Origin of the sequence: Rahnella sp. R3(2024) (assembly GCF_042920125.1) — a bacterium.
GTDB lineage: Bacteria > Pseudomonadota > Gammaproteobacteria > Enterobacterales > Enterobacteriaceae > Rahnella > Rahnella rivi.
This window is the reverse complement of the sequence record NZ_JBHGBU010000001.1, coordinates 2,611,465-2,632,011: the sequence shown is the minus strand read 5'-3', so window position 1 is coordinate 2,632,011 and position 20,547 is coordinate 2,611,465. Positions and strand designations below refer to the sequence as shown.

The 20,547-nt window shown below is 53.1% G+C and carries 24 protein-coding genes; 10 read left to right on the top strand and 14 right to left on the bottom strand.

What is annotated here, in order from left to right; genetic code table 11:
- Positions 1–43: 43 nt before the first annotated feature.
- The 7 genes from nanA to zapE all read right to left on the bottom strand — a co-directional run bounded on the left by nanA (position 44) and on the right by zapE (position 5,898).
- Positions 44–943 (bottom strand): N-acetylneuraminate lyase, encoded by a 900-nt coding sequence (nanA, locus tag ABSH60_RS11965; protein ID WP_122094442.1) that lies wholly within the window; start codon positions 941–943, stop codon positions 44–46.
- 181 nt (positions 944–1,124) lie between these two features.
- Complete coding sequence (locus ABSH60_RS11960; protein WP_056776325.1) at positions 1,125–1,907, bottom strand: transcriptional regulator NanR; 783 nt, start codon at positions 1,905–1,907, stop codon at positions 1,125–1,127.
- Between the two features lie 178 nt (positions 1,908–2,085).
- Positions 2,086–2,580 carry a ClpXP protease specificity-enhancing factor gene (sspB, locus tag ABSH60_RS11955; RefSeq protein ID WP_056776320.1) on the bottom strand — a complete coding sequence of 165 codons (495 nt, stop codon included), beginning with the start codon at positions 2,578–2,580 and terminating at the stop codon, positions 2,086–2,088.
- 3 nt (positions 2,581–2,583) lie between these two features.
- Positions 2,584–3,225, bottom strand: a complete 642-nt coding sequence (sspA, locus tag ABSH60_RS11950; RefSeq protein WP_056776315.1) for a stringent starvation protein SspA — start codon at positions 3,223–3,225, stop codon at positions 2,584–2,586.
- 380 nt (positions 3,226–3,605) lie between these two features.
- The gene (gene rpsI / locus ABSH60_RS11945) at positions 3,606–3,998 is read right to left on the bottom strand and encodes a 30S ribosomal protein S9 (RefSeq protein WP_056776311.1); all 393 of its coding nucleotides are present in this window, start codon (positions 3,996–3,998) and stop codon (positions 3,606–3,608) included.
- 16 nt (positions 3,999–4,014) lie between these two features.
- Positions 4,015–4,443 carry a 50S ribosomal protein L13 gene (gene rplM / locus ABSH60_RS11940; protein ID WP_013577239.1) on the bottom strand — a complete coding sequence of 143 codons (429 nt, stop codon included), beginning with the start codon at positions 4,441–4,443 and terminating at the stop codon, positions 4,015–4,017.
- A 318-nt stretch (positions 4,444–4,761) separates the two neighbouring features.
- Positions 4,762–5,898, bottom strand: a complete 1,137-nt coding sequence (gene zapE, locus ABSH60_RS11935; RefSeq protein ID WP_390974090.1) for a cell division protein ZapE — start codon at positions 5,896–5,898, stop codon at positions 4,762–4,764.
- A gap of 285 nt (positions 5,899–6,183) precedes the next feature.
- On the opposite strand from zapE, the gene zapG reads away from it, so the two are divergent.
- From zapG to degS, 3 genes are all read left to right on the top strand, one after another.
- A complete protein-coding gene (gene zapG / locus ABSH60_RS11930; RefSeq protein ID WP_056776302.1) occupies positions 6,184–6,585 on the top strand; it encodes a Z-ring associated protein ZapG in 402 nt (133 codons plus the stop codon).
- Positions 6,586–6,746: 161 nt separating this feature from the next.
- Positions 6,747–8,114, top strand: a complete 1,368-nt coding sequence (gene degQ / locus ABSH60_RS11925; RefSeq protein WP_056776298.1) for a serine endoprotease DegQ — start codon at positions 6,747–6,749, stop codon at positions 8,112–8,114.
- 87 nt (positions 8,115–8,201) lie between these two features.
- Entirely contained in the window at positions 8,202–9,269 is a 1,068-nt protein-coding gene (gene degS / locus ABSH60_RS11920; protein WP_056776293.1) for an outer membrane-stress sensor serine endopeptidase DegS, read from the top strand.
- Positions 9,270–9,344: 75 nt separating this feature from the next.
- Here degS and murA read toward each other — a convergent pair whose 3' ends face one another.
- The 7 genes from murA to mlaF all read right to left on the bottom strand — a co-directional run bounded on the left by murA (position 9,345) and on the right by mlaF (position 14,260).
- Positions 9,345–10,604, bottom strand: coding sequence for a UDP-N-acetylglucosamine 1-carboxyvinyltransferase (murA, locus tag ABSH60_RS11915; RefSeq protein WP_122094450.1), 1,260 nt, complete (start codon positions 10,602–10,604; stop codon positions 9,345–9,347).
- Positions 10,605–10,674: 70 nt separating this feature from the next.
- Complete coding sequence (gene ibaG, locus ABSH60_RS11910) at positions 10,675–10,929, bottom strand: BolA family iron metabolism protein IbaG (RefSeq protein WP_056776285.1); 255 nt, start codon at positions 10,927–10,929, stop codon at positions 10,675–10,677.
- A 166-nt stretch (positions 10,930–11,095) separates the two neighbouring features.
- Positions 11,096–11,413, bottom strand: a complete 318-nt coding sequence (gene mlaB / locus ABSH60_RS11905; RefSeq protein ID WP_390974087.1) for a lipid asymmetry maintenance protein MlaB — start codon at positions 11,411–11,413, stop codon at positions 11,096–11,098.
- Positions 11,410–12,042: a phospholipid-binding protein MlaC gene (gene mlaC, locus ABSH60_RS11900; RefSeq protein ID WP_056776278.1), complete on the bottom strand. Its 633-nt coding sequence runs from the start codon at positions 12,040–12,042 to the stop codon at positions 11,410–11,412. Before mlaC ends, mlaB begins: the two co-directional genes overlap by 4 nt.
- A gap of 39 nt (positions 12,043–12,081) precedes the next feature.
- Positions 12,082–12,654: an outer membrane lipid asymmetry maintenance protein MlaD gene (gene mlaD, locus ABSH60_RS11895; protein WP_056777186.1), complete on the bottom strand. Its 573-nt coding sequence runs from the start codon at positions 12,652–12,654 to the stop codon at positions 12,082–12,084.
- A gap of 4 nt (positions 12,655–12,658) precedes the next feature.
- Positions 12,659–13,441 carry a lipid asymmetry maintenance ABC transporter permease subunit MlaE gene (gene mlaE / locus ABSH60_RS11890; protein WP_112169205.1) on the bottom strand — a complete coding sequence of 261 codons (783 nt, stop codon included), beginning with the start codon at positions 13,439–13,441 and terminating at the stop codon, positions 12,659–12,661.
- A gap of 15 nt (positions 13,442–13,456) precedes the next feature.
- Positions 13,457–14,260 (bottom strand): phospholipid ABC transporter ATP-binding protein MlaF, encoded by an 804-nt coding sequence (mlaF, locus tag ABSH60_RS11885; protein ID WP_056776271.1) that lies wholly within the window; start codon positions 14,258–14,260, stop codon positions 13,457–13,459.
- 337 nt (positions 14,261–14,597) lie between these two features.
- Here mlaF and ABSH60_RS11880 point away from each other — a divergent pair, with 337 nt between their 5' ends.
- The 7 genes from ABSH60_RS11880 (at position 14,598) to rpoN (ending at position 20,533) form a co-directional block, all read left to right on the top strand.
- Positions 14,598–15,575: a calcium/sodium antiporter gene (locus tag ABSH60_RS11880; RefSeq protein ID WP_056776267.1), complete on the top strand. Its 978-nt coding sequence runs from the start codon at positions 14,598–14,600 to the stop codon at positions 15,573–15,575.
- 19 nt (positions 15,576–15,594) lie between these two features.
- Complete coding sequence (kdsD, locus tag ABSH60_RS11875; RefSeq protein ID WP_056776264.1) at positions 15,595–16,581, top strand: arabinose-5-phosphate isomerase KdsD; 987 nt, start codon at positions 15,595–15,597, stop codon at positions 16,579–16,581.
- Between the two features lie 16 nt (positions 16,582–16,597).
- Positions 16,598–17,164, top strand: a complete 567-nt coding sequence (gene kdsC, locus ABSH60_RS11870) for a 3-deoxy-manno-octulosonate-8-phosphatase KdsC (RefSeq protein WP_056776262.1) — start codon at positions 16,598–16,600, stop codon at positions 17,162–17,164.
- Positions 17,161–17,730: an LPS export ABC transporter periplasmic protein LptC gene (lptC, locus tag ABSH60_RS11865; protein ID WP_056776259.1), complete on the top strand. Its 570-nt coding sequence runs from the start codon at positions 17,161–17,163 to the stop codon at positions 17,728–17,730. The genes kdsC and lptC overlap by 4 nt, the downstream gene beginning before the upstream one ends.
- On the top strand, positions 17,708–18,265 hold the full coding sequence (gene lptA / locus ABSH60_RS11860; RefSeq protein WP_056776257.1) for a lipopolysaccharide ABC transporter substrate-binding protein LptA: 558 nt from the start codon (positions 17,708–17,710) through the stop codon (positions 18,263–18,265). The genes lptC and lptA overlap by 23 nt, the downstream gene beginning before the upstream one ends.
- Positions 18,266–18,271: 6 nt before the next feature.
- Complete coding sequence (lptB, locus tag ABSH60_RS11855; RefSeq protein ID WP_056776254.1) at positions 18,272–18,997, top strand: LPS export ABC transporter ATP-binding protein; 726 nt, start codon at positions 18,272–18,274, stop codon at positions 18,995–18,997.
- A 102-nt stretch (positions 18,998–19,099) separates the two neighbouring features.
- The gene (gene rpoN / locus ABSH60_RS11850; RefSeq protein ID WP_056776252.1) at positions 19,100–20,533 is read left to right on the top strand and encodes an RNA polymerase factor sigma-54; all 1,434 of its coding nucleotides are present in this window, start codon (positions 19,100–19,102) and stop codon (positions 20,531–20,533) included.
- Positions 20,534–20,547: the final 14 nt, after the last annotated feature.

Below are 20,547 nucleotides of genomic sequence, written 5' to 3'. Positions count from 1 at the left end.
ACTGATAAAGAATTGTTGATGCCGGAAAGCCCGGCATCAGGCGTCAGAACGCGCTACGTTCTGCCTGAAGTTGCGCCGCCAGCGCTTTAAGCGCCGGCAAATATTGCTCATCGACCGGCGCAAAAGGTTTGCGGCACAGCGGCACGGCCACGATATCCATGTAATGCAGAATCGTTTTCAGGCCGCGGAAAACGCCCGTTTTTATCAGCAGGTCGATGACCTTGTTGCATTCACTTTGCAAATGCATTGCTCGCGGCACATCCCCTTCCAGCACGGCTTTTTTGATCGCCATATAGCGCCAGCCCATCACGTTATAGGTACTGCCTATTCCGCCATCGGCACCCGCCAGCAGGCCGGATGCGAAGATTTCGTCGTAACCGTTGTAGAGCACCAAATCCGGATGCGCGCGGCGAATTTTTTCCATTTCATACAAATCGCCGGAGGTTTGTTTCAGCGCGCCCACGCCAGGCAGTTTGATCAGCGTGTCGATCTGATCCAGCGTCAGTTTCACGCCGCTGAGTGCCGGAATGTTATAGACCACCATCGGCAGGCCTTCGGCGGAATCCGTGACCGCACGGTAGTGGTCGCAATGTTCATTGAAGCTGAAAGGATAGTAGAACGGCGTCACGGCGGAGACGGCATCAAAGCCGTAACGGTGTGCGGCGGCGGCCAGCGTCTGGCTTTCACGTGTACTGATGGCACCGACGTGGGCGATTAACGTCACCTTGCCCTTCGCTTCTTCCGCCACGATTTCCAGCACCTGCTCACGTTCCTGAGAGCTTTGCAGAAAAGCTTCGCCGGTAGAACCACCAACGTACAGGCCATCGATCCCCTGCTCAATATTGAAACGTACCAGACGGCGCAGGCTGTCGGTGTCCACTTGTTGTTGCTGATTAAAAGGAGTGAGCAATGCCGGCATCACGCCCCGCAGATTCTGTTTCATAAACGCCTCTTGGTTATTGGGTTATCAGGCAAATCGATATACCTTTATACCTGTTATACCAGACCAAAAAACAAACACAATACAACGGAAGGTTCAGAATGTGATCCCGACCATAGGAAATAGTGATGGCTGATCAGAGGTGATCAAAGAGAGTGCGGGGGAGATCCCAGTTCAGAAATGATTACTTCTTCGATCCGCGCTTCGCCGATGACGCGTAATACGCCGCGAATACGCTTTTGAGATGCGTTTTCAGCGCGGCATCGGCGGCATCAGGATCACGAGCCTCAATAGCCCTGAAGATGTCGATATGCTGCTGATAACTGACGTTGTTATGCGCGTGCAACTCTTCCTGAGGGACGGAAGGACGCGCCGCAATCAGCCAGTCCAGCAAAGCCACGTGCACAACCATGAAGATCGGGTTGGCCGGGATTTCAGCCAGTTCACGGTGGAATTCAATATCAGAGCGGATGAAAAGATCGTTGTCATCAAGCGACTGGCTGTTCATTTCCAGCGCTTTGCCCAGGCGGGCAATCTGCTCGTCGGTGGCAAATTCTGCGGCGTAACGCACCAGGCTGGATTCGAAAAACATCCGCAACTGCTCGAAATGCGCAATCCCTTCAGGGCGCGCGAGGAAGTCTGTCGCCACACCGGATAATTCACTGATGATGGTGTCAGCCGAAGGACGTGACACCCGCGCCCGCTCGCCGTTGCTGATCTGCACCAGCCCTTTACGTTTAAGCGCCGCCAGCGCTTCACGCACGGAGGGGCGGCCAACGTTGAAAAATGTCATCAGTTCGCGTTCTGAAGGAAGTTGCTCACCTTCAGCAAATTCGCGCCTGCGGATCATTTGCTCCAGCTCTTCTTCCACCATGTCGGACAGCTTCTTGCGCGCAAGCGGTCGGCGACGCATCGCATGGCCGATGGTGTCTGTCGTCTCCGGGGGCTGATCGTCAAATGTGCTCATAGCGTCAGAATAAGACCTTTAAGAATGAAAGGTATGCGCGAATAATTTTGAATCATAACACAGCCATTACGCACTGGCGAAAGGAGACACAGGCAGAGACAGGCAATAAAAAACCCCGCGTATTAACGCAGGGTTTTTGTCAGGCTTTACAGAAAACCTGGGTTCATTCGACGACGTGTTACTTAACGACGCGTAATGCCGGGCGTCCACCGCGTGGTGGCGCAGGTGGCTCGTCATCAGGGCCTTCTTCCGTGACATCCGGTAAATCACCGTCAATCACAGACATAGTCGGTTCTGATGTCTCATCGTTGCTCAGGTTACCCGCGAAGGCACCTTCAGCTTCGTAAGCCGGTTCAGGCTCGAACATGGTTCCAGCCCCGTTTTCACGGGCATAAATCGCCAGTACAGCGGCAATCGGCACGAACACATTACGCGGCACACCGCCGAAGCGGGCGTTGAAACGTACATCGTCATTACCCAGTTCAAGATTACCGACGGCGCGAGGTGCAACGTTCAGAACAATTTGTCCGTCACGAGCAAACTCCATCGGAACCATGACGCCGGGCATCGTGACATCAACCACCAGGTGCGGAGTGAGCTGGTTATCGAGTAACCACTCATAAAAGGCCCGCAACAGGTAAGGCCGGCGCGGAGACATGTCGTTCATCTCCATACCTTAACCTCGTGTATGCAAACGCATTTCGCGCTCGGGTTCGGTCAGAGAAGCCAGGAATGCATCACGTTCGAATACGCGGGTCATGTAGCCTTTCAGCTCTTTAGAACCGGTACCGGACAGCTCAATACCCAGCTCTGGCAAACGCCATAACAGCGGTGCCAGGTAGCAATCGACCAGGCTAAACTCTTCGCTTTTGAAATAAGGCATGTAAGAGAAGATTGGCGCAATCGCCAGCAGCTCTTCGCGCAACTGCTTACGTGCTGCATCAGCTTCAGCAGCCGTACCTTGTTCAACCTGACGCATCAGAGAGTACCAGTCGTTTTCGATGCGGTGCATCATCAGACGGCTCTCACCACGTGCAACCGGATAAACCGGCATCAGTGGTGGATGCGGGAAGCGCTCATCAAGGTATTCCATGATGATGCGGGATTCGAACAGGGTCAGCTCACGATCGACCAGCGTTGGCACGGTGCGATAGGGGTTGAGGTCAATAAGATCCTGCGGCAGGTGATCCATCTCAACCTGCTCAATCTCGACACTGACACCTTTTTCGGCCAGTACGATACGTACTTGATGGCTAAAAATGTCGGTCGGGCCGGAAAACAGCGTCATTACCGAACGTTTGTTGGCAGCGACAGCCATGAAAACCTCCAAGTTATCTAGAATTATACAGCGAATAGCCAACTGTCAGGCTGCTATCCTGAACAATCATTTTATCGCCAGCCTGCAGTTTTTGTTCCGTAGTTTCATAGACAACCGTTGGCAGGGCGAACCCAACCAGGAAGCGCGGCAACGTCAACTGCTCGGCGAATAGGCACAAAAGTGTGTGATAGTTTACCAGATTTTACGCGTGCTGTGGGGACGGCGAGATGATTTCGTGGTGAATTGTGTGTCTGAAAATCATTAATGCCTGTTTTACACACGCCCTGGCGGAATGACGGGCATAAAAAAACCCGGTGTAGCACCGGGTTTTTGACGTTGATTTTCGTGCCGTAGCACTGTGCTGCATGAGCAGCAGAAAATTAACGCTTGGAGAACTGAGGACGACGACGTGCTTTACGCAGGCCGACTTTCTTACGTTCAACCTGACGAGCATCGCGAGTAACGAAGCCTGCTTTACGCAGTTCGCCACGCAGATTTTCGTCATATTCCATCAGTGCACGGGTGATACCGTGACGGATAGCGCCAGCCTGACCGGAGATACCACCACCTTTAACAGTGATGTACAGGTCAAATTTAGTAACCATATCGACCAGTTCCAGTGGTTGACGAACTACCATGCGGGCAGTTTCACGACCAAAGTACTGTTCCAGGCTACGCTGGTTGATTACGATGTTACCACTACCCGGTTTGATGAAAACACGAGCGGCGGAGCTTTTGCGGCGACCAGTGCCGTAGTATTGATTTTCAGCCATTGCCTATAATCCCGAATTAAATGTCAAGAACTTGCGGTTGTTGCGCCGCATGAGTGTGCTCGTTACCCGCGTAAACTTTCATTTTACGGTACATTGCACGACCCAACGGGCCCTTTGGCAACATGCCTTTAACCGCGAGCTCGATCACGCGTTCAGGACGGCGAGCGATCATCTCTTCAAAGGTCGCTTGCTTGATACCACCGATGTGGCCGGTGTGATGGTAATAAATCTTGTCGTTACGCTTGTTGCCGGTTACAGCAACTTTTTCTGCGTTCAGAACGATGATGTAATCACCAGTATCAACGTGCGGAGTGTATTCCGCTTTATGTTTGCCACGCAGACGGCGGGCCAGTTCAGTGGCCAGGCGACCTAAGGTCTTGCCGGTAGCGTCAACTACGAACCAGTCACGTTGTACGGTTTCCGGTTTAGCTGTAAAAGTTTTCATTAAAAGCTTACCCAATTAAAGTTACACGTTGGCGAACACCCGAACGCTTACTTGTTTATAAAATAAGTATTTGAGGTTCACACGACCATCGTCCAGCAAACCTACCCCTTCGAATAGCCAATGCTGGCACTTATAAAGTTTCGGGAAAAAAACTTTGTAGTAACGTGGGGTCGCAAGATTATAGAGAAGTCTCCTGCAAAAATCGAACCCTTTTTCGACAAAAAGGAAGATTTCCCTCAGGGCCGTCTGAAGGTTCGCTATGCAGGCTGTACCGGGTCTTTTATATCACAAATAGAACAAAAAATAATCAGCTAACAATCAGGGCAGATGAGGTCGCTTCAGATATTCCTCACTTTGCATCTCCTGCAGGCGCGACAGGCAGCGCTGGTATTCGAACTTCAACCGCTCGCCCTGATAAATTTCAAACATCGGCACCGCAGCGGAGATCACCAGTTTCACGTGGCGTTCATAGAATTCATCGACCAGCGCCAGAAAACGGCGGGCGGCATTCTCGCTGTCGGCTCCCATCACCGGGACGTTATGCAATAACACGCTGTGATAGATTTTCGACAGCGCGATGTAATCGAGCTGGCTACGGGCTTCTTCACACAGCGTATGGAACTCCACCGCCAGGACGCCATCGACGGCCGCAATGGCCTGCATCGGGCGATGATTCACTTCCAGCACAGGCCGCTCATTGGCGGAACCACTGTGGTTTCCGGTCAGTTTTCCAAGCATGGAGTGCATCGTATCGGCGGTTTGCGCTCCCGCCGGTGACAGCCACAGATTCGCCTGCGTCAGTGTGCGCAGACGGTAATCGATTCCTGCATCAACGTTAAGCACGTCGCAGTATTCTTTAATCAGATCAATGGCTGGCAGGAAGCGTGCACGTTGCAGGCCGTTACGGTACAGCAAATCCGGCGGAATGTTGGAGGTGGCGATCAGCGTGATACCACGGGCAAAAAGCGCCTGCAGTAGCGTCGCCAGCAGCATGGCATCGGTGATATCGGAAACAAAGAATTCATCGAAACACAACACATCGGTTTCTGCTTTAAAGCGGTCGGCGATCACTTCCAGCGGATCTTCCTGCCCCTGAAGCTGGGTCAGTTCCTGATGCACGCGCAACATAAAGCGGTGGAAGTGCAGTCGCAGTTTGCGATCGCCCGGCAAACTGTGGAAAAACAGATCCATCAGCCAGGTCTTGCCTCGCCCTACTCCGCCCCACATATATAAGCCCTGAACCGGGCGTTGCGCGGTTTTTACCGGGGCTTTGCCGAACAGGCGACCGAGCAGGCCCCCGCGGCTGGCGGGTTGAGCTGTGGGCGCAGTGTTGGTACTCAGCGCCTGATAAATGGCATCGAGCTGGGCGACGGCCTGCTTCTGAACGGCGTCCGGCTGGAACTCTCCGGCATCTACGGCGTTCTGATAAAGGATAAGGGGTGATTTGGGTTGCATGTTAGTTAACGTCCCTGAGAAAAAAATTTTACGTTTTTCACGTCGTTTCGCCGCTTTTTTGCCGTCTGTTCGCCGCTTTTACCCTCAGTCTGCGCGTGAAAAAAGCGTCGGACCGCGGTGATTGTGACGGCAGGATTCCACTCGGACAAGGTTAACGGTTATAGTGGAGCTATTGCATGACGAATGCGTGTGACAATTACGTTAAAACCATTGTGTAAAAAAGTTAAGTCATAAAAGTTACGTGAAAAAGCCCTGCGGGACAACGAAGTCAAAATAGGAGTCATTATGACCTGGGAGTATGCACTCATTGGATTAGTGGTCGGTATCGCGATTGGTGCGGTGGCGATGCGCTTTGGCAATCGTCAATTACGCGATCAGCAAGTGATGAAAAATGAGCTGGAGAAAAGCAAAGCAGAACTCGACGAATACCGTCAGGAACTGACAGGCCACTTTGCGCGCAGCGCAGAACTGCTCGATAACATGGCGACGGATTACCGTCAGCTTTATCAGCACATGGCGAAGAGCTCCAACAACCTGTTGCCGGACTTGCCACAGCAAGATAATCCGTTCAACTACCGTCTGACCGGTTCTGAAGCAGATAACGATCAGGCACCTGTGCAGATGCCACGCGATTACTCCGATGGTGCATCGGGTCTGCTGCGTGGCGAGCGTCCTGTTCGCAAATAACAGACGCGATTGCCCGGCCCCGCAGTTCTCCGGCGCCGGGACAAATACGGTGCATGCCCTGCGCATGCACCGTTCTCCAGACCTGACCCTTCCCGTGCTGTGAATCATCGTTCGATTGTCCGTAAAAGACGCCCATTACAGAAAGCGAGAGAGTTATCCTGATGAAGAAAAAGTCATTTTTGCTCAGTGTGTTAGCTGTTAGCCTTGGATTAACCTTCGCTTCTGCGCCGATGGCAAGTGCCGCTTTGCCAATGGCTGTACAAGGGCAACCGCTGCCAAGTCTGGCGCCGATGCTTGAAAAAGTCTTGCCCGCGGTCGTCGGCGTTCAGGTTTCCGGAACGCAACCGCCAAGCACTGACGTTCCTCCGGAATTCAAATTCTTCTTTGGTCAGCAAGATCCTGAGCCTAATCAGGGTGCACAGCCGTTCGAAGGGCTGGGCTCCGGCGTGATCATTGATGCCGCAAAAGGTTACGTTCTGACCAACAATCACGTTGTGAACAATGCGGATAAAATTACCGTCCAGCTCAACGATGGCCGCGAGTACAAGGCAAAACTGATTGGTAAAGATGACCAGTCAGATATCGCCGTGATCCAACTGATTGATGCGAAAAACCTGACGCAAATCGCAATGGCCGATTCTGATGCCTTGCAGGTCGGCGATTTCGCCGTCGCAGTAGGCAACCCGTTCGGGCTTGGGCAAACCGTCACCTCCGGTATCGTCTCGGCACTCGGGCGCAGCGGGCTGAATCTCGAAGGGCTGGAGAACTTTATCCAGACCGATGCCTCCATTAACCGGGGAAATTCCGGTGGTGCATTGCTTAACCTGAAAGGTGAGCTCATCGGGATCAATACCGCAATCATCTCTTCTCAGGGTGGCAGCGTCGGTATTGGGTTTGCTATCCCGGTGAACATGGCGAAAAATCTGAGCCATCAGCTGATTGAGTTTGGCGAGGTCAAACGCGGCCTGCTGGGCATCCGTGGCAGTGAAATGACCCCCGAACTGGCGCAGGCCTTCAAGCTGGACAGTCAGCGTGGGGCCTTCGTCAATGAAGTGCTGCCAGATTCTGCGGCAGCCAAAGCGGGCATTAAATCCGGTGACGTACTGATTACGTTGCAGGGTAAAACGCTCAGCAGCTTCGCAGAACTGCGCGCCAAAGTCGGTACTGCCGGTCCGGGCGTCGTGATGCAGATTGGTTTACTGCGCGAAGGCAAACCGATGACGGTGAGTGTCACACTGGCCCAGAGCCCGGCAGTGGAAGTCAGCATCGAGAAAATCAACCCGGCCTTACAGGGCGTTACGCTCAGTGATGTGGACGCTAAGACAGGCAAAGGTGTTCAGGTCGATGACGTGAAGAAAGGCACACCGGCAGAGCAGGTGGGCCTGGAGAAAGACGATGTGATCATCGGTGTTAACCGTGAACCCATCGACAATCTGGCCGCCTTACGCAAGATCCTTGAAACCAAACCGGACCTGATCGCCCTGAGCATTCTGCGCAAAGGGCAAAATATGTACCTGCTGATGCCGTAAAGCGTTGAAAATCGGACGCAGATGCTGCTGCGTCCGATTAAGTCGTGCTATTCTTCAGTCACTTTTCATCTCGCACCCCATACACTCATGTTTGTTAAGCTATTGAGATCCGCCATTATCGGACTGATTGTTGCCGGCCTTTTGCTGGCGGCGGTCCCTATGCTGCGTAAAAAGATCACAGAACCGCTTTTTGAGCGTAACTTCAATCAAACCAGCGAAGAACCGGTCAGCTATAACGCCGGTGTACGCCACGCTGCGCCCGCGGTAGTCAATGTGTACAACCGCAACATGGGCAACAGCTCGCAAAACGAATTACAGATCCGCACGCTGGGCTCCGGCGTGATCATGAATGACAGCGGTTATATCCTCACCAACAAACATGTGATCAACAATGCCGATCAGATCATCGTCGCATTGCAGGATGGCCGGGTTTTCGAAGCATTGCTGGTTGGTTCCGACAGCCTGACTGACCTCGCGGTGCTGAAAATCAACGCCGGTAATCTGCCGGTAATCCCGATCAACCCGAACCGTAATCCGCACGTCGGCGATATTGTTATGGCGATCGGTAACCCGTACAACCTCGGCCAGACAGTGACGCAGGGCATCATCAGCGCCACGGGGCGTATCGGCCTCAGTCCATCCGGCCGTCAGAACTTCCTGCAAACCGATGCATCAATCAACCAGGGTAACTCCGGCGGGGCGCTGGTGAACTCACTGGGTGAACTGGTGGGCATCAATACATTATCCTTTGACCAGAGCAATGACGGCGCGACGCCGGAAGGCATTGGCTTTGCAATCCCGACGGCTCTTGCAACCAAAGTGATGGGCAAATTGATCCGCGACGGGCGTGTGATCCGCGGTTATATCGGCATCAGCGGACGGGAAGTTTCTCCTCTGCACGGGCCGAACAGCGGGCTGGATCGTATTCAGGGCATCGTCGTGAACGAAGTGACGGCAAACGGTCCGGCGGCGAATGCCGGTATGAAGGTCAGTGACGTGATTGTAAACGTCAATAATAAGCCTGCCGTCTCCGCCATTGAAACGATGGACCAGGTGGCAGAAATACGCCCTGGCACGGTGATCCCGGTAGAAATTATGCGTAACGGCGACAAGTTGACGCTGCACGTCACGGTGCAGGAATATCCCGACCACTGACCGCAGATATTACACAAACAAAAAAGCCGGAAAGGTTTCCCCTTCCGGCTTTTTTATTGCTTCAGGCCTGAGTCATTACTCGCCTTTAAAGCGCTCGATTTTAGCGCCCAGCTGACGCAATTTATCTTCGATACGCTCGTAACCACGGTCGATGTGATAAATACGGTCAACCACGGTTACGCCTTCAGCGATACAACCCGCCAGAACCAGGCTGGCTGATGCACGCAGATCGGTCGCCATCACCTGAGCACCCGACAGTTTCTCAACACCATGACAAATCAGGGTGCTGCCTTCAATTTCAGCGTGAGCACCCATACGGATAAGCTCAGGCACGTGCATGAAGCGGTTTTCGAAGATTGTCTCGGTGATCACACCGGTCCCTTCAGCCACCAGGTTCAGCAGGCTGAACTGCGCCTGCATGTCAGTCGGGAAGCCAGGGTGAGGCGCGGTACGGAAAGTGACGGCTTTGGCGCGTTTACCATGCATGTCCAGGCTGACCCAGTCTTCGCCCACTTCGACATCGCCACCCGCTTCACGCAGTTTTGCCAGAACGGCATCCAGCGTATCAGGGCGGGCTTCGCGGCAGGTGACTTTGCCACCGGAAATCGCCGCCGCCACCAGGAAAGTCCCGGTTTCGATGCGATCAGGTACCACGCGGTACACACCGCCACCCAGACGTGCAACGCCTTCGATGGTGATCTTATCGGTGCCTGCGCCTGTGATGTTCGCGCCCAGCGTATTGAGGAAGTTGGCAGTATCGACAATTTCCGGCTCACGCGCGGCGTTTTCAATAATGGTGGTGCCTTCGGCCAGTGTCGCCGCACTCATGATGGTTACCGTCGCGCCCACGCTGACTTTATCCATCACGATGTGCGCGCCTTTCAGGCGACCATCAACAGAAGCTTTCACATAGCCTTCTTCCAGCACGATCGTTGCGCCAAGCTGTTCCAGACCGCTGATGTGCAGGTCAACCGGACGTGCGCCAATCGCACAGCCACCCGGCAGGGAAACCTGACCGCGACCAAAACGCGCGACCAGCGGACCCAGCGCCCAGATGGAGGCACGCATGGTTTTCACTAAGTCGTACGGCGCACAAAACTCATTCACACCGCTGGCATCAACGAACACAGAACCGTTGCGTTCAATTTTGGTACCCAACTGACCGAGCAGTTTGATCGTGGTATCGATGTCTTTCAGATAAGGAACGTTCTGAAGTTCAACCGGCTCTTCAGCAAGCAGTGCGGCAAACAAAATAGGAAGTGCTGCATTTTTTGCACCAGAGATGGTGACTTCGCCACTTAAGCGAGTCCCACCCTGTACACGGAATTTATCCATTGTGACTGCTCTCTTTTATGAGGTTCAAATACAAGTCAAAGACGAGGAAGCTGCCGGCTGCCCGACAGTCTTATAACCCACTCAGTTTACGGTCACGCGCCCATTCTTCAGGGGTATACGCCTTGATAGACAGTGCATGAATTCGATTGTCGGCGATGTATTCCATCAGCGGGGCGTAAACGGTCTGCTGTTTTTTCACGCGGCTCATGCCATCAAACATCGCACCAACGACAATGGCCTGAAAATGACTGCCATCGCCAGTAATGTGTGCTTCTTCCAGTGCCAATGCGTTCATCAGCACGTCTTTAATTTCATTCGTTTCCATAGGGATCAATTCTTCTGAAGGATCATAACAGCCCGGTATCTTATAGGGATCGGGGCAAATCTTAAACCACGAAAAAGCCCCTGAGGAAGAGTTTCGCACAGGGGCTTTGAGGTCATGACGTCAGGGGTTCACGGCAGCATCGCTAACTTGCCGTAACCATTCACTATTATTGACTCACCGACACTGCGTCGGTGTTGGCCGGAATAATGTCCTGAAGGTTGTACAGCGCGATAAGCGTACTCAGCCGATCGGTGATGCCTTCCACGGTCAGGGACGCACCTTGCTGGCTGGCCTCCTGACGCAGATGTACCAGCAACGCCAGGCCGGAAGAATCCACACGCGCCAGACCGGAAACATCCAGACGCGTCACGCCAGCGAGCAGCGTTTTACGCGCATCCCAGACCGGTAACAGCGTTTCGCGATCCAGGTCGCCATGCAATGTCAGCAAAGGCGGCTGGCATTCCCAGCGCAGTGTGTCACTCATTTTTGGTCCAGAGTAATCGGTTGTGCTGCAGCCTGTTTCAGACGCGCAGTCAGACCATCAATCCCTTTCTGACGCAGGATATCCGCCCATTCGTTTTGCTTGGTGGAAATCATGCTGACGCCTTCGGCGATCATGTCATAAGCCTGCCACTCACCGGTACGGCTGTTTTTACGCCACTGGAAGTCCAGGCGAATCGGAGGACGACCGTTTGGATCGGTAATGGTCACGCGGATAGCGATGATGTCTTTGTCGGCGTAGGACTGTTCTGGCTGAACCTGATAGCTCTGGCCGTTGTACAGCGCCAGCGCCTGGCCGTAAGCCTGTTGCAGGTAGTCGCTGAACGCAGCGAAGTAAGCATCACGCTGTGCAGGCGTCGCCTGCTGATAATAACGGCCTAACACCAGTGCACCGGCATATTTGATTTGCACATAAGGCAGCAGTTCGTCTCGCACGACCTGACGCAGATAGTTAGGATCCTGCTTGATTTTTGGCTGTTCATTTTTGAGGCGGGTGAAAGTCTTGCTCGCCGCTTCATTCATCACGCTGTACGGATTGGTTTTATCCACAGCAGCATTGGCCATCGGGGCCATAACCACCAGCAGCGCAGCGATAACTAAACGTTTAAACATACTTATTTCCTCTTTTGTGGAGAATCCGTGAGCCAATTCTTAATGGGCAGCCGGTTGCGGAGCCGTGTTCGCGTCAGGTGCTGGCGCGGTCTTCTCTTCTGACGCTGGCGCAGCGGTGGTATCACCCGCATCAGGATCCGCCTTGCCATCACCGCTCTTGTACAGGAACTGTCCAATCAAATCTTCGAGAACCAGCGCGGATTTGGTGTCCTGAATCACGCCACCATTTTTAAGGATAGTCGTTCCCATTTCCGGGTCTTCAAAACCAATGTTCAGTGCCAGGAATTGTTCGCCTAATAAACCGGAGGTACGGATAGCCAGCGTACTGGTGCTCGGGATCTGGTTGTATTTCTGGTCGATGTCCATTTCGACACGCGGAGAGTAGTTTTTATCCAGCGTAATACTGCTGACGCGGCCGATAACGACGCCACCCACTTTCACCGGCGAGCCGCTTTTCAGGCCACCGATGTTGTCGAAGTCCGCTGAGATTCGGTAGGTCGGATCCGAACCGATAGAGCGGATATCCGCCACTTTAAGGCACAGGAAAACCACCGCAATCAATGCGATAATCAAAAATGCGCCTACCCAGATTTCACTCTTTTTCGTTTGCATGATTTTAATTTCCAAACATCAGTGCTGTCAGCACAAAATCTAATCCCAGCACCGCCAGTGACGAATGCACTACAGTACGTGTCGTTGCCCGGCTGATCCCTTCGGATGTCGGTATCGCATCATAGCCGTTGAACAGCGCAATCCAGGTCACGGTGATAGCGAAAACAAGGCTTTTAATCAGACAGTTAAGCAAGTCAGTCCGCCAGTCTACAGCGGTTTGCATCGCTGACCAGAAGAAACCGCTGTCGATCCCTTTCCAGTCAACACCGACCAGCGATCCGCCCCAAATCCCCACCGCGACAAAAATCGCTGTCAGCAGAGGCATGGAAATCAGACCGGCCCAGAAACGCGGTGCCACAACGCGGCGCAACGGATCGATCGCCATCATTTCGAGACTGGAGATTTGTTCTGTCGCTTTCATCAGACCCAGCTCTGCGGTTAATGCAGACCCGGCGCGCCCGGCAAACAGTAACGCGGTGACCACCGGGCCCAGTTCGCGCAGCAAAGAGAGCGCGACCATCATGCCCAGGCTGGCTTCAGCGCTGTAGGTGGTTAAAATCAAATAGCCCTGTAATCCCAGCACCATGCCGATAAACAGACCGGACACCAGGATAATCAACAGGGAAAGCACGCCCACGCTGTAGAGTTGCTTAATCAGCAAAGGCCACTGCTTGGCGAATTGTGGCTTACCGACCAATGCCCGAAAGAGCATCAGGCCCGCACGGCCAAAAGACACGCAGGTTTGTATCCCGCGACGTCCGACTGAGGCGAGCGCCTTAGTTAACATAAATAGGAAACTCCATTATCCGAGCAACTCTGCTTTGTAATCACCGGCCGGGAAACGGAAAGGCACCGGTCCATCGGCGATACCGTCAAGGAACTGGCGAACGCGCGGATCAGGATTGTTTTGCAGCTCCTCAGGCGTTCCTTCAGCAATGACATGTTGCGCAGCCACGATATACGCATAATCCGCGATGCTCAGAACTTCAGGCACATCATGGGAAACCACGATACAGGTGACACCCAGCGCATGGTTCAGCTCGTCAATCAGCTTGACCAGGACACCCATGGTGATCGGATCCTGTCCCACAAAGGGTTCATCAAACATGATCAGTTCCGGGTCGAGTGCTATCGCACGCGCCAGGGCAACACGCCTCGCCATCCCACCGGAAAGTTCAGCAGGCATCAGTTCGCCGGCACCGCGCAAACCCACCGCTTCCAGTTTCATGGTCACGGTGCTGCGCAATAACGCTTCGGGCAATTTACTGTGTTCGCGCAGCGGAAACGCCACATTCTCGAACACATTGAGGTCAGTAAACAATGCACCGGACTGAAACAACATGCTCATTTTCTTGCGGGATTCATAAAGCTTACGGCGCGAAAGAGTGGGAATATTGTCTCCGTCGAACCAGATTTCACCGCTGTCAGGCGTCAGCTGACCGCCGATAAGGCGCAGCAACGTCGTTTTACCGATCCCTGAAGGCCCCATAATGGCGGTAATTTTACCCCGTGGGACCGTCATGTTTATCTCTTCGAAAATGGGACGATCGCCGCGCACAAAACTCATGCCTTTGATCTCAACCAGATTCGACTCGCTTTGACTCATTCGTTTATCCCTTCGGAATGCCTTCGCTAAAGACGACTTCCGCTTAAATTACTTTCGCTAAGAATACGTCTGGCCCGCAAGCCGTGTTGTATAACTTTGGTATTTTTACAAAAACTTACCCCAGTTTCGTTACCAAAGTTGCCATCGATTTACTTTTCCGCCACAGACGGTCAAAATCAACGAATTACCATTTTATGATAAAAGCCTTCATCGTCTAACATACAGGAACCTGCTGGCGCCGTTTTCGTACAAAATATTGCCTTAACTTATGTTGACGAAGGAATCGCCTGCCTGAACGGGCAACGAACCTCGCATTATACCCAATAAAGGATGTTGCATGCTTCTCGCTATCGTACTGATGATTGTCGGCCTCTTACTTCTTGTTTATGCCGCCGATCGTCTGGTGTACGGAGCCGCAGTATTAGCACGCTCGATGGGCATGCCGCCGCTTATCATCGGCATTACCGTAGTCGGTGTCGGCATATCCCTTCCGGAACTGGTCGTTTCCACTACCGCCGCCATCAATGATCAAATGGATTTGGCGGTTGGAAACGCAATTGGTTCAAATATCATTAATATTCTTCTGATTTTGGGCGGTGCAGCCCTGATTCATCCACTTTCCGTTCGTTCTGATATATTACGCCGCGAACTCCCTCTATTGTTACTGGTCACAGGACTGTGTGGTTTTCTGTTAAGTGACGGAGAGCTTAGTCGCTTTGACGGTGTTTTGCTGCTGGCCAGTGCCGCCGCGTTTATGATGCTGGCGATAAAAATTGCCCGCGCGGCCGAAAAAGAAGGGCTGGATACGCTGACTTACGAGCAGATGTCTGAGCTTCCTTCCGACAGCAGTAATACCGTGGCGTTTTTATGGCTGGCATTGGGCTTTATCATCATGCCGCTGGCGTCCGGGATGATTGTCGACAACAGTACGGTTATTGCACGTTATTTTGGTGTCAGCGAGCTGGTGATTGGCCTGACGGTCATCGCCATCGGGACAAGTCTGCCGGAACTGGCAACGTTTATTGCCGGTGCCATCAAAGGTGAAGATGATATCGCGCTGGGTAATATCATCGGCGCGAATATCTTTAATACCTGTCTGGTGCTGGGATTACCCGCGCTGGTGGCGCCAGGCTCGTTCAACCCGGATGCGTTTCATCGCGATTACTGGGTAATGCTGGCGGTCAGTATCGTGCTCTCCGGGCTGTGCCTGATGCGCAAACATCGTATCGGTCACGTTGCGGGCGCACTATTACTCTGTGGATTTATCGCCTATATGGCAGTGCTGTTCCTTCAACCGGACAGCATCGGCCTTTGAACTCTGTCAGGAATTGACTATGGCTAACGATACCCTCGCCTCCGACTTTGATTTCCAGGCTGTCGGACGTGAAGTGCTGAAAACAGAACGTGAAGGACTTGAGCAGTTAGATCAATACATTAATGGCGATTTCACTCGCGCCTGTAAAATGATTTTCGCCTGTACCGGCAAAGTCGTGGTGATGGGGATGGGTAAATCGGGTCATATAGGCCGCAAGATGGCCGCGACCTTCGCCAGCACCGGCACACCGGCGTTCTTTGTACATCCGGGCGAAGCCAGCCACGGCGATTTGGGCATGGTGTCCAAACAAGACGTCGTGATCCTGATCTCCAACTCCGGCGAAGCGCACGAGATTCTGTCGCTGATCCCGGTATTAAAACGCCTGGATATCACGCTTATCTGCATGACCGCCAATCCCGAAAGTACCATGGGAAAAGCCGCCGATGTACACCTTTGCGTGCGTGTTCCGAAAGAAGCCTGCCCGCTCGGGCTGGCACCGACCAGCAGCACTACCGCCGTGCTGGTGATGGGCGATGCGCTGGCCGTCGCGTTGCTGGAAGCGCGCGGCTTCACACCGGAAGATTTCGCCCTGTCGCACCCTGGCGGAGCACTCGGTCGCAAGCTCTTGCTGCGCGTGAGCGATATCATGCACTCCGGTGACGAAATCCCGCACGTCAGCCGCGATGCGTCTCTGCGTGATGCCCTGCTGGAAATTACCCGCAAGAATTTGGGGATGACCGTCATCTGCGACGATTTAATGAAAATCGAAGGGATCTTTACCGACGGTGACTTACGCCGCATTTTCGACATGGGCGTCAATATCAATAACGCGTCCATTGCCGAAGTGATGACTACCGGCGGCGTGCGCGTGCGCCCTTCCCTGCTGGCGGTCGACGCACTGAATTTAATGCAGGAAAAACACATTACCTGTGTGATGGTTGCCGATGGTGACCAATTGTTAGGTGTGTTACATATGCACGACATGCTGCGCGCTGGCGTAGTTTAATTGAGGAATGCCCTGAATGAGTAATAGCGCAGCCCTGGTGGATACCTGCTACGGTCCGGTCAGCACCGATGTGCTTGAACGTGCGAAAGCGGTTCGCCTGCTGATTTGCGATGTGGACGGCGTCATGTCTGATGGCCTGATCTACATGGGAAATCAGGGAGAAGAGCTGAAAAGTTTCAACGTTCGCGACGGTTATGGAATTCGTTGCCTGCTGACGTCCGACATTGAGGTCGCGATTATTACAGGCCGTAATGCGAAATTACTGGAAGATCGCGCCAAAACCCTTGGAATTCGCCACTTGTATCAGGGGCAATCAGATAAGCTTTTGGCCTTCCGCGAACTGTTAGATACACTGTCGCTTCGGGCAGAGGAAGTCGCTTACATCGGTGACGACCTGATTGACTGGCCGGTGATGGCTGAAGTGGGTCTTTCCGTCGCGGTTCAGGATGCACACCCTATCCTGCTGCCAAAGGCGCATTACGTGACCCGCATTGCCGGTGGCCGTGGCGCAGTACGCGAATTATGTGACTTGATTCTGCTGGCGCAGGGCAAGCTGGAGGACGCCAAAGGGCTGTCGATATGAATAAAACAAGACTTTGGATCATTCTGGTACTGACCGCCATCGTGCTGATACTGATTGGCTGGTCACTGTCAGACAATACGGATGATGCGCCGCAGGCGGTCAACGATCAGGAACCGACCTACCAAAGCTCCCACACGGTAACCATGGTGTATGACCCGCTGGGAAGCCTGACCTACAAACTGGTGTCGGACCAGGTCAAATACTACACCACCGATCAGGTAACATGGTTTACCAACCCGGTGGCGACCATGTATGACAAGAATAAAGTGCCAACCTGGGTGCTGCGTTCTGATAAAGCCAAGATGACTCAGGATAAAATGCTCTATCTTTATGGGCATGTGCAGGCAGACAGCCTGACGCCAGAAACATCACAGCTGCAAAGAATCAAAACGGATAATGCACAGGTTAACCTGACGACACAGGACGTTGCCTCAGACGATGAAGTAACGCTTTATGGCACAGGTTTTACATCTAACGGCATGAAAATGCGTGGTAATCTGCGCGATAAAACAGCAGAGCTGATCGAAAAGGTAACGACCTCTTATGAAATTCAAAGCAAAAAATAAAATCCGTAATCTTCTGATCACCGGCTCGTTGTTGGCCATCAGCATTCCGGCATTCGCGCTGAAAGACGACACAACGAAACCGATCACCATTGATTCCGCCAATCAGGCGCTGGATGTGAACACCAACACGGCAACCTTTACCGGCAATGTGGTGGTGAATCAGGGCTCGATTCAGGTTAAAGCCGACAAAGTTGTGGTGATCCGCCCGCAAGGTGTCTCCGGCAAAGAAGTGGTGGAAGGCTACGGCAATCCGGTGACCTTCTACCAGTTGCAGGACAACGGTAAACCGATTAAAGGCCACGCGCAGAAAGTCCGTTATGAAGTGGAAACCGATCTGGTGACCCTGACCGGAAACGCTTACCTTGAACAGCTGGACAGCAATGTGAAAGGCGATCGTATTACCTATCTGGTGCAGAAACAGCAGATGGAAGCCTTCAGTGATAAAGGCAACCGTGTCACGACCGTGCTGGTTCCGACACAGTTGCAGGAAAAGACCCCGGCAGCAGCCGGTGGCCAGACCAAAAAGAGTAACTGATAATTTATGGCAAAATTAATCGCAGAAAATCTGGCGAAGGCATACAAAGGCCGTAAGGTCGTTGAAGATGTCAGCCTGGCAGTCAATTCAGGCGAAATCGTCGGATTACTTGGCCCTAACGGTGCCGGTAAAACCACCACCTTCTACATGGTGGTCGGTATCGTACAGCGTGACGCTGGCCGAATCATCGTTGACGACGAAGACATCAGCCTTTTGCCATTGCATACCCGCGCACGTCGCGGCATTGGTTACCTGCCTCAGGAAGCCTCTATTTTCCGCCGCCTCAGCGTGTTCGACAACCTGATGGCCGTGCTGCAAATCCGTGACGACCTGAACAAAGAACAGCGCAATGATCGCGCCAATGAGCTGATGGAAGAATTCCATATCTCTCACTTGCGCGATAACCTCGGCCAGTCACTGTCCGGGGGTGAACGCCGTCGTGTGGAAATTGCCCGCGCACTGGCAGCCAACCCTAAGTTTATCCTGCTGGATGAACCCTTTGCCGGTGTTGACCCGATTTCCGTTATCGACATCAAAAAAATCATTGAGCATCTTCGCGACAGCGGTCTGGGCGTTCTGATCACTGACCACAACGTCCGTGAAACGCTCGACGTGTGTGAACGCGCCTATATCGTCAGTCAGGGCAAGCTTATCGCCCACGGCACCCCAGCCGACATTCTTGCTGATGAACAAGTGAAACGTGTTTATCTTGGTGAAGAATTCCGTCTGTGATCTGCGCCGCCTGAAGCGCGCCTGTTTCGCTTTACACTGAAACAGGCCGTTTCTGACCGAAGTGTTGCCGTTCGAACTCATCTACGGATATAAAGCCAAGATATGAAGCAAGGTTTGCAACTCAGATTCAGCCAACAACTGGCAATGACTCCTCAATTACAGCAGGCAATCCGCCTGTTGCAATTGTCCACGCTTGAGCTCCAACAGGAGATCCAACTCGCGCTGGAGAGCAACCCTCTGCTGGAACAAACCGATCTTCACGATGAGATCGATGCGGTCGAAACCGCTGACAGTGAAGGTCTGGATACCCGCGAGGCTCTCGAGCAAAAAGACATGCCCGAAGAGTTACCGCTGGATGCGACCTGGGATGAAATTTACACCGCCGGAACACCGTCCGGTACCGGTAACGATTACAGCGACGACGAGCTGCCCGTTTATCAAGGTGAAACCACCCAGACGCTTCAGGATTACCTGATGTGGCAGGTCGAACTGACGCCGTTTTCCGACACCGATGCGGCTATCGCGACCTCGATTGTCGATGCGGTGGATGACACCGGATATCTGACGATTTCTCTGGACGATATTCTCGAAAGTATCGGCGATGACGACGTCACGATGGACGAAGTGGAAGCCGTGCTCAAACGCGTTCAGCGTTTTGATCCCGTGGGTGTCGCCGCGCGCGACCTGCGCGACTGTCTGCTGATTCAGCTTTCCCAGTACGTCCCGGAAACGCCTTTCATTACAGAAGCCAGACTTATCATCAGCGAACATCTGGATTTGCTGGCGAACCATGATTTCCGCGCACTTATGCGATCAACCCGTCTAAAAGAAGATACACTGAAAGGAGCGATGCTCCTGATCCAGTCTCTTGATCCGCGACCAGGCCAGTCGATCAACACCGGCGAATCCGAATACGTCATCCCGGATGTGCTGGTACGCAAAGTGTCCGGTGTCTGGACTGTCGAACTGAACTCAGACAGCATTCCGCGACTGAAAATCAACCAGCATTATGCTGCGATGGGCAATTCGACCCGCAGCGACAGCGACGGGCAATTTATCCGCAGCAATTTGCAGGAAGCCAAGTGGTTGATCAAAAGTCTGGAGAGCCGCAACGACACGCTGCTGAAAGTCACGCGCTGCATCGTTGAGCAGCAGCAGGCGTTCTTTGAGATGGGTGATGAATACATGAAACCGATGGTGCTGGCCGATATCGCCAGCGCCGTGGAAATGCACGAATCGACGATTTCACGCGTTACAACGCAGAAATTCCTGCACAGCCCGCGTGGCATTTTCGAACTGAAGTATTTCTTCTCCAGCCACGTCAGTACTGACAGCGGCGGCGAGGCATCGTCCACCGCGATCCGGGCGCTGGTGAAGAAATTAATTGCAGCGGAGAATCCTGTAAAACCGCTGAGTGACAGTAAGTTAGCTACCCTGCTTTCCAATCAGGGAATTATGGTGGCGCGCCGTACCGTCGCAAAATACCGAGAGTCTTTGTCCATCCCGCCCTCAAACCAGCGTAAACAGTTAGTTTGACCTCAACAGAGAAG

Excerpts from the sequence above, each read along its gene's own strand:
- mlaB (WP_390974087.1), bottom strand. The coding sequence starts at position 11,413 with ATGAGTGACACACTGCGCTGGGAATGCCAGCCGCCTTTGCTGACATTG.
- sspB (WP_056776320.1), bottom strand. The coding sequence starts at position 2,580 with ATGGAGATGAACGACATGTCTCCGCGCCGGCCTTACCTGTTGCGGGCC.
- degQ (WP_056776298.1), top strand. The coding sequence starts at position 6,747 with ATGAAGAAAAAGTCATTTTTGCTCAGTGTGTTAGCTGTTAGCCTTGGA.
- mlaD (WP_056777186.1), bottom strand. The coding sequence starts at position 12,654 with ATGCAAACGAAAAAGAGTGAAATCTGGGTAGGCGCATTTTTGATTATC.
- mlaF (WP_056776271.1), bottom strand. The coding sequence starts at position 14,260 with ATGAGTCAAAGCGAGTCGAATCTGGTTGAGATCAAAGGCATGAGTTTT.
- ABSH60_RS11880 (WP_056776267.1), top strand. The coding sequence starts at position 14,598 with ATGCTTCTCGCTATCGTACTGATGATTGTCGGCCTCTTACTTCTTGTT.
- rpsI (WP_056776311.1), bottom strand. The coding sequence starts at position 3,998 with ATGGCTGAAAATCAATACTACGGCACTGGTCGCCGCAAAAGCTCCGCC.
- kdsC (WP_056776262.1), top strand. The coding sequence starts at position 16,598 with ATGAGTAATAGCGCAGCCCTGGTGGATACCTGCTACGGTCCGGTCAGC.
- rplM (WP_013577239.1), bottom strand. The coding sequence starts at position 4,443 with ATGAAAACTTTTACAGCTAAACCGGAAACCGTACAACGTGACTGGTTC.
- zapG (WP_056776302.1), top strand. The coding sequence starts at position 6,184 with ATGACCTGGGAGTATGCACTCATTGGATTAGTGGTCGGTATCGCGATT.
- lptC (WP_056776259.1), top strand. The coding sequence starts at position 17,161 with ATGAATAAAACAAGACTTTGGATCATTCTGGTACTGACCGCCATCGTG.
- lptA (WP_056776257.1), top strand. The coding sequence starts at position 17,708 with ATGAAATTCAAAGCAAAAAATAAAATCCGTAATCTTCTGATCACCGGC.
- murA (WP_122094450.1), bottom strand. The coding sequence starts at position 10,604 with ATGGATAAATTCCGTGTACAGGGTGGGACTCGCTTAAGTGGCGAAGTC.
- kdsD (WP_056776264.1), top strand. The coding sequence starts at position 15,595 with ATGGCTAACGATACCCTCGCCTCCGACTTTGATTTCCAGGCTGTCGGA.
- zapE (WP_390974090.1), bottom strand. The coding sequence starts at position 5,898 with ATGCAACCCAAATCACCCCTTATCCTTTATCAGAACGCCGTAGATGCC.
- mlaC (WP_056776278.1), bottom strand. The coding sequence starts at position 12,042 with ATGTTTAAACGTTTAGTTATCGCTGCGCTGCTGGTGGTTATGGCCCCG.
- rpoN (WP_056776252.1), top strand. The coding sequence starts at position 19,100 with ATGAAGCAAGGTTTGCAACTCAGATTCAGCCAACAACTGGCAATGACT.
- lptB (WP_056776254.1), top strand. The coding sequence starts at position 18,272 with ATGGCAAAATTAATCGCAGAAAATCTGGCGAAGGCATACAAAGGCCGT.
- nanA (WP_122094442.1), bottom strand. The coding sequence starts at position 943 with ATGAAACAGAATCTGCGGGGCGTGATGCCGGCATTGCTCACTCCTTTT.
- ibaG (WP_056776285.1), bottom strand. The coding sequence starts at position 10,929 with ATGGAAACGAATGAAATTAAAGACGTGCTGATGAACGCATTGGCACTG.
- mlaE (WP_112169205.1), bottom strand. The coding sequence starts at position 13,441 with ATGTTAACTAAGGCGCTCGCCTCAGTCGGACGTCGCGGGATACAAACC.
- ABSH60_RS11960 (WP_056776325.1), bottom strand. The coding sequence starts at position 1,907 with ATGAGCACATTTGACGATCAGCCCCCGGAGACGACAGACACCATCGGC.
- sspA (WP_056776315.1), bottom strand. The coding sequence starts at position 3,225 with ATGGCTGTCGCTGCCAACAAACGTTCGGTAATGACGCTGTTTTCCGGC.
- degS (WP_056776293.1), top strand. The coding sequence starts at position 8,202 with ATGTTTGTTAAGCTATTGAGATCCGCCATTATCGGACTGATTGTTGCC.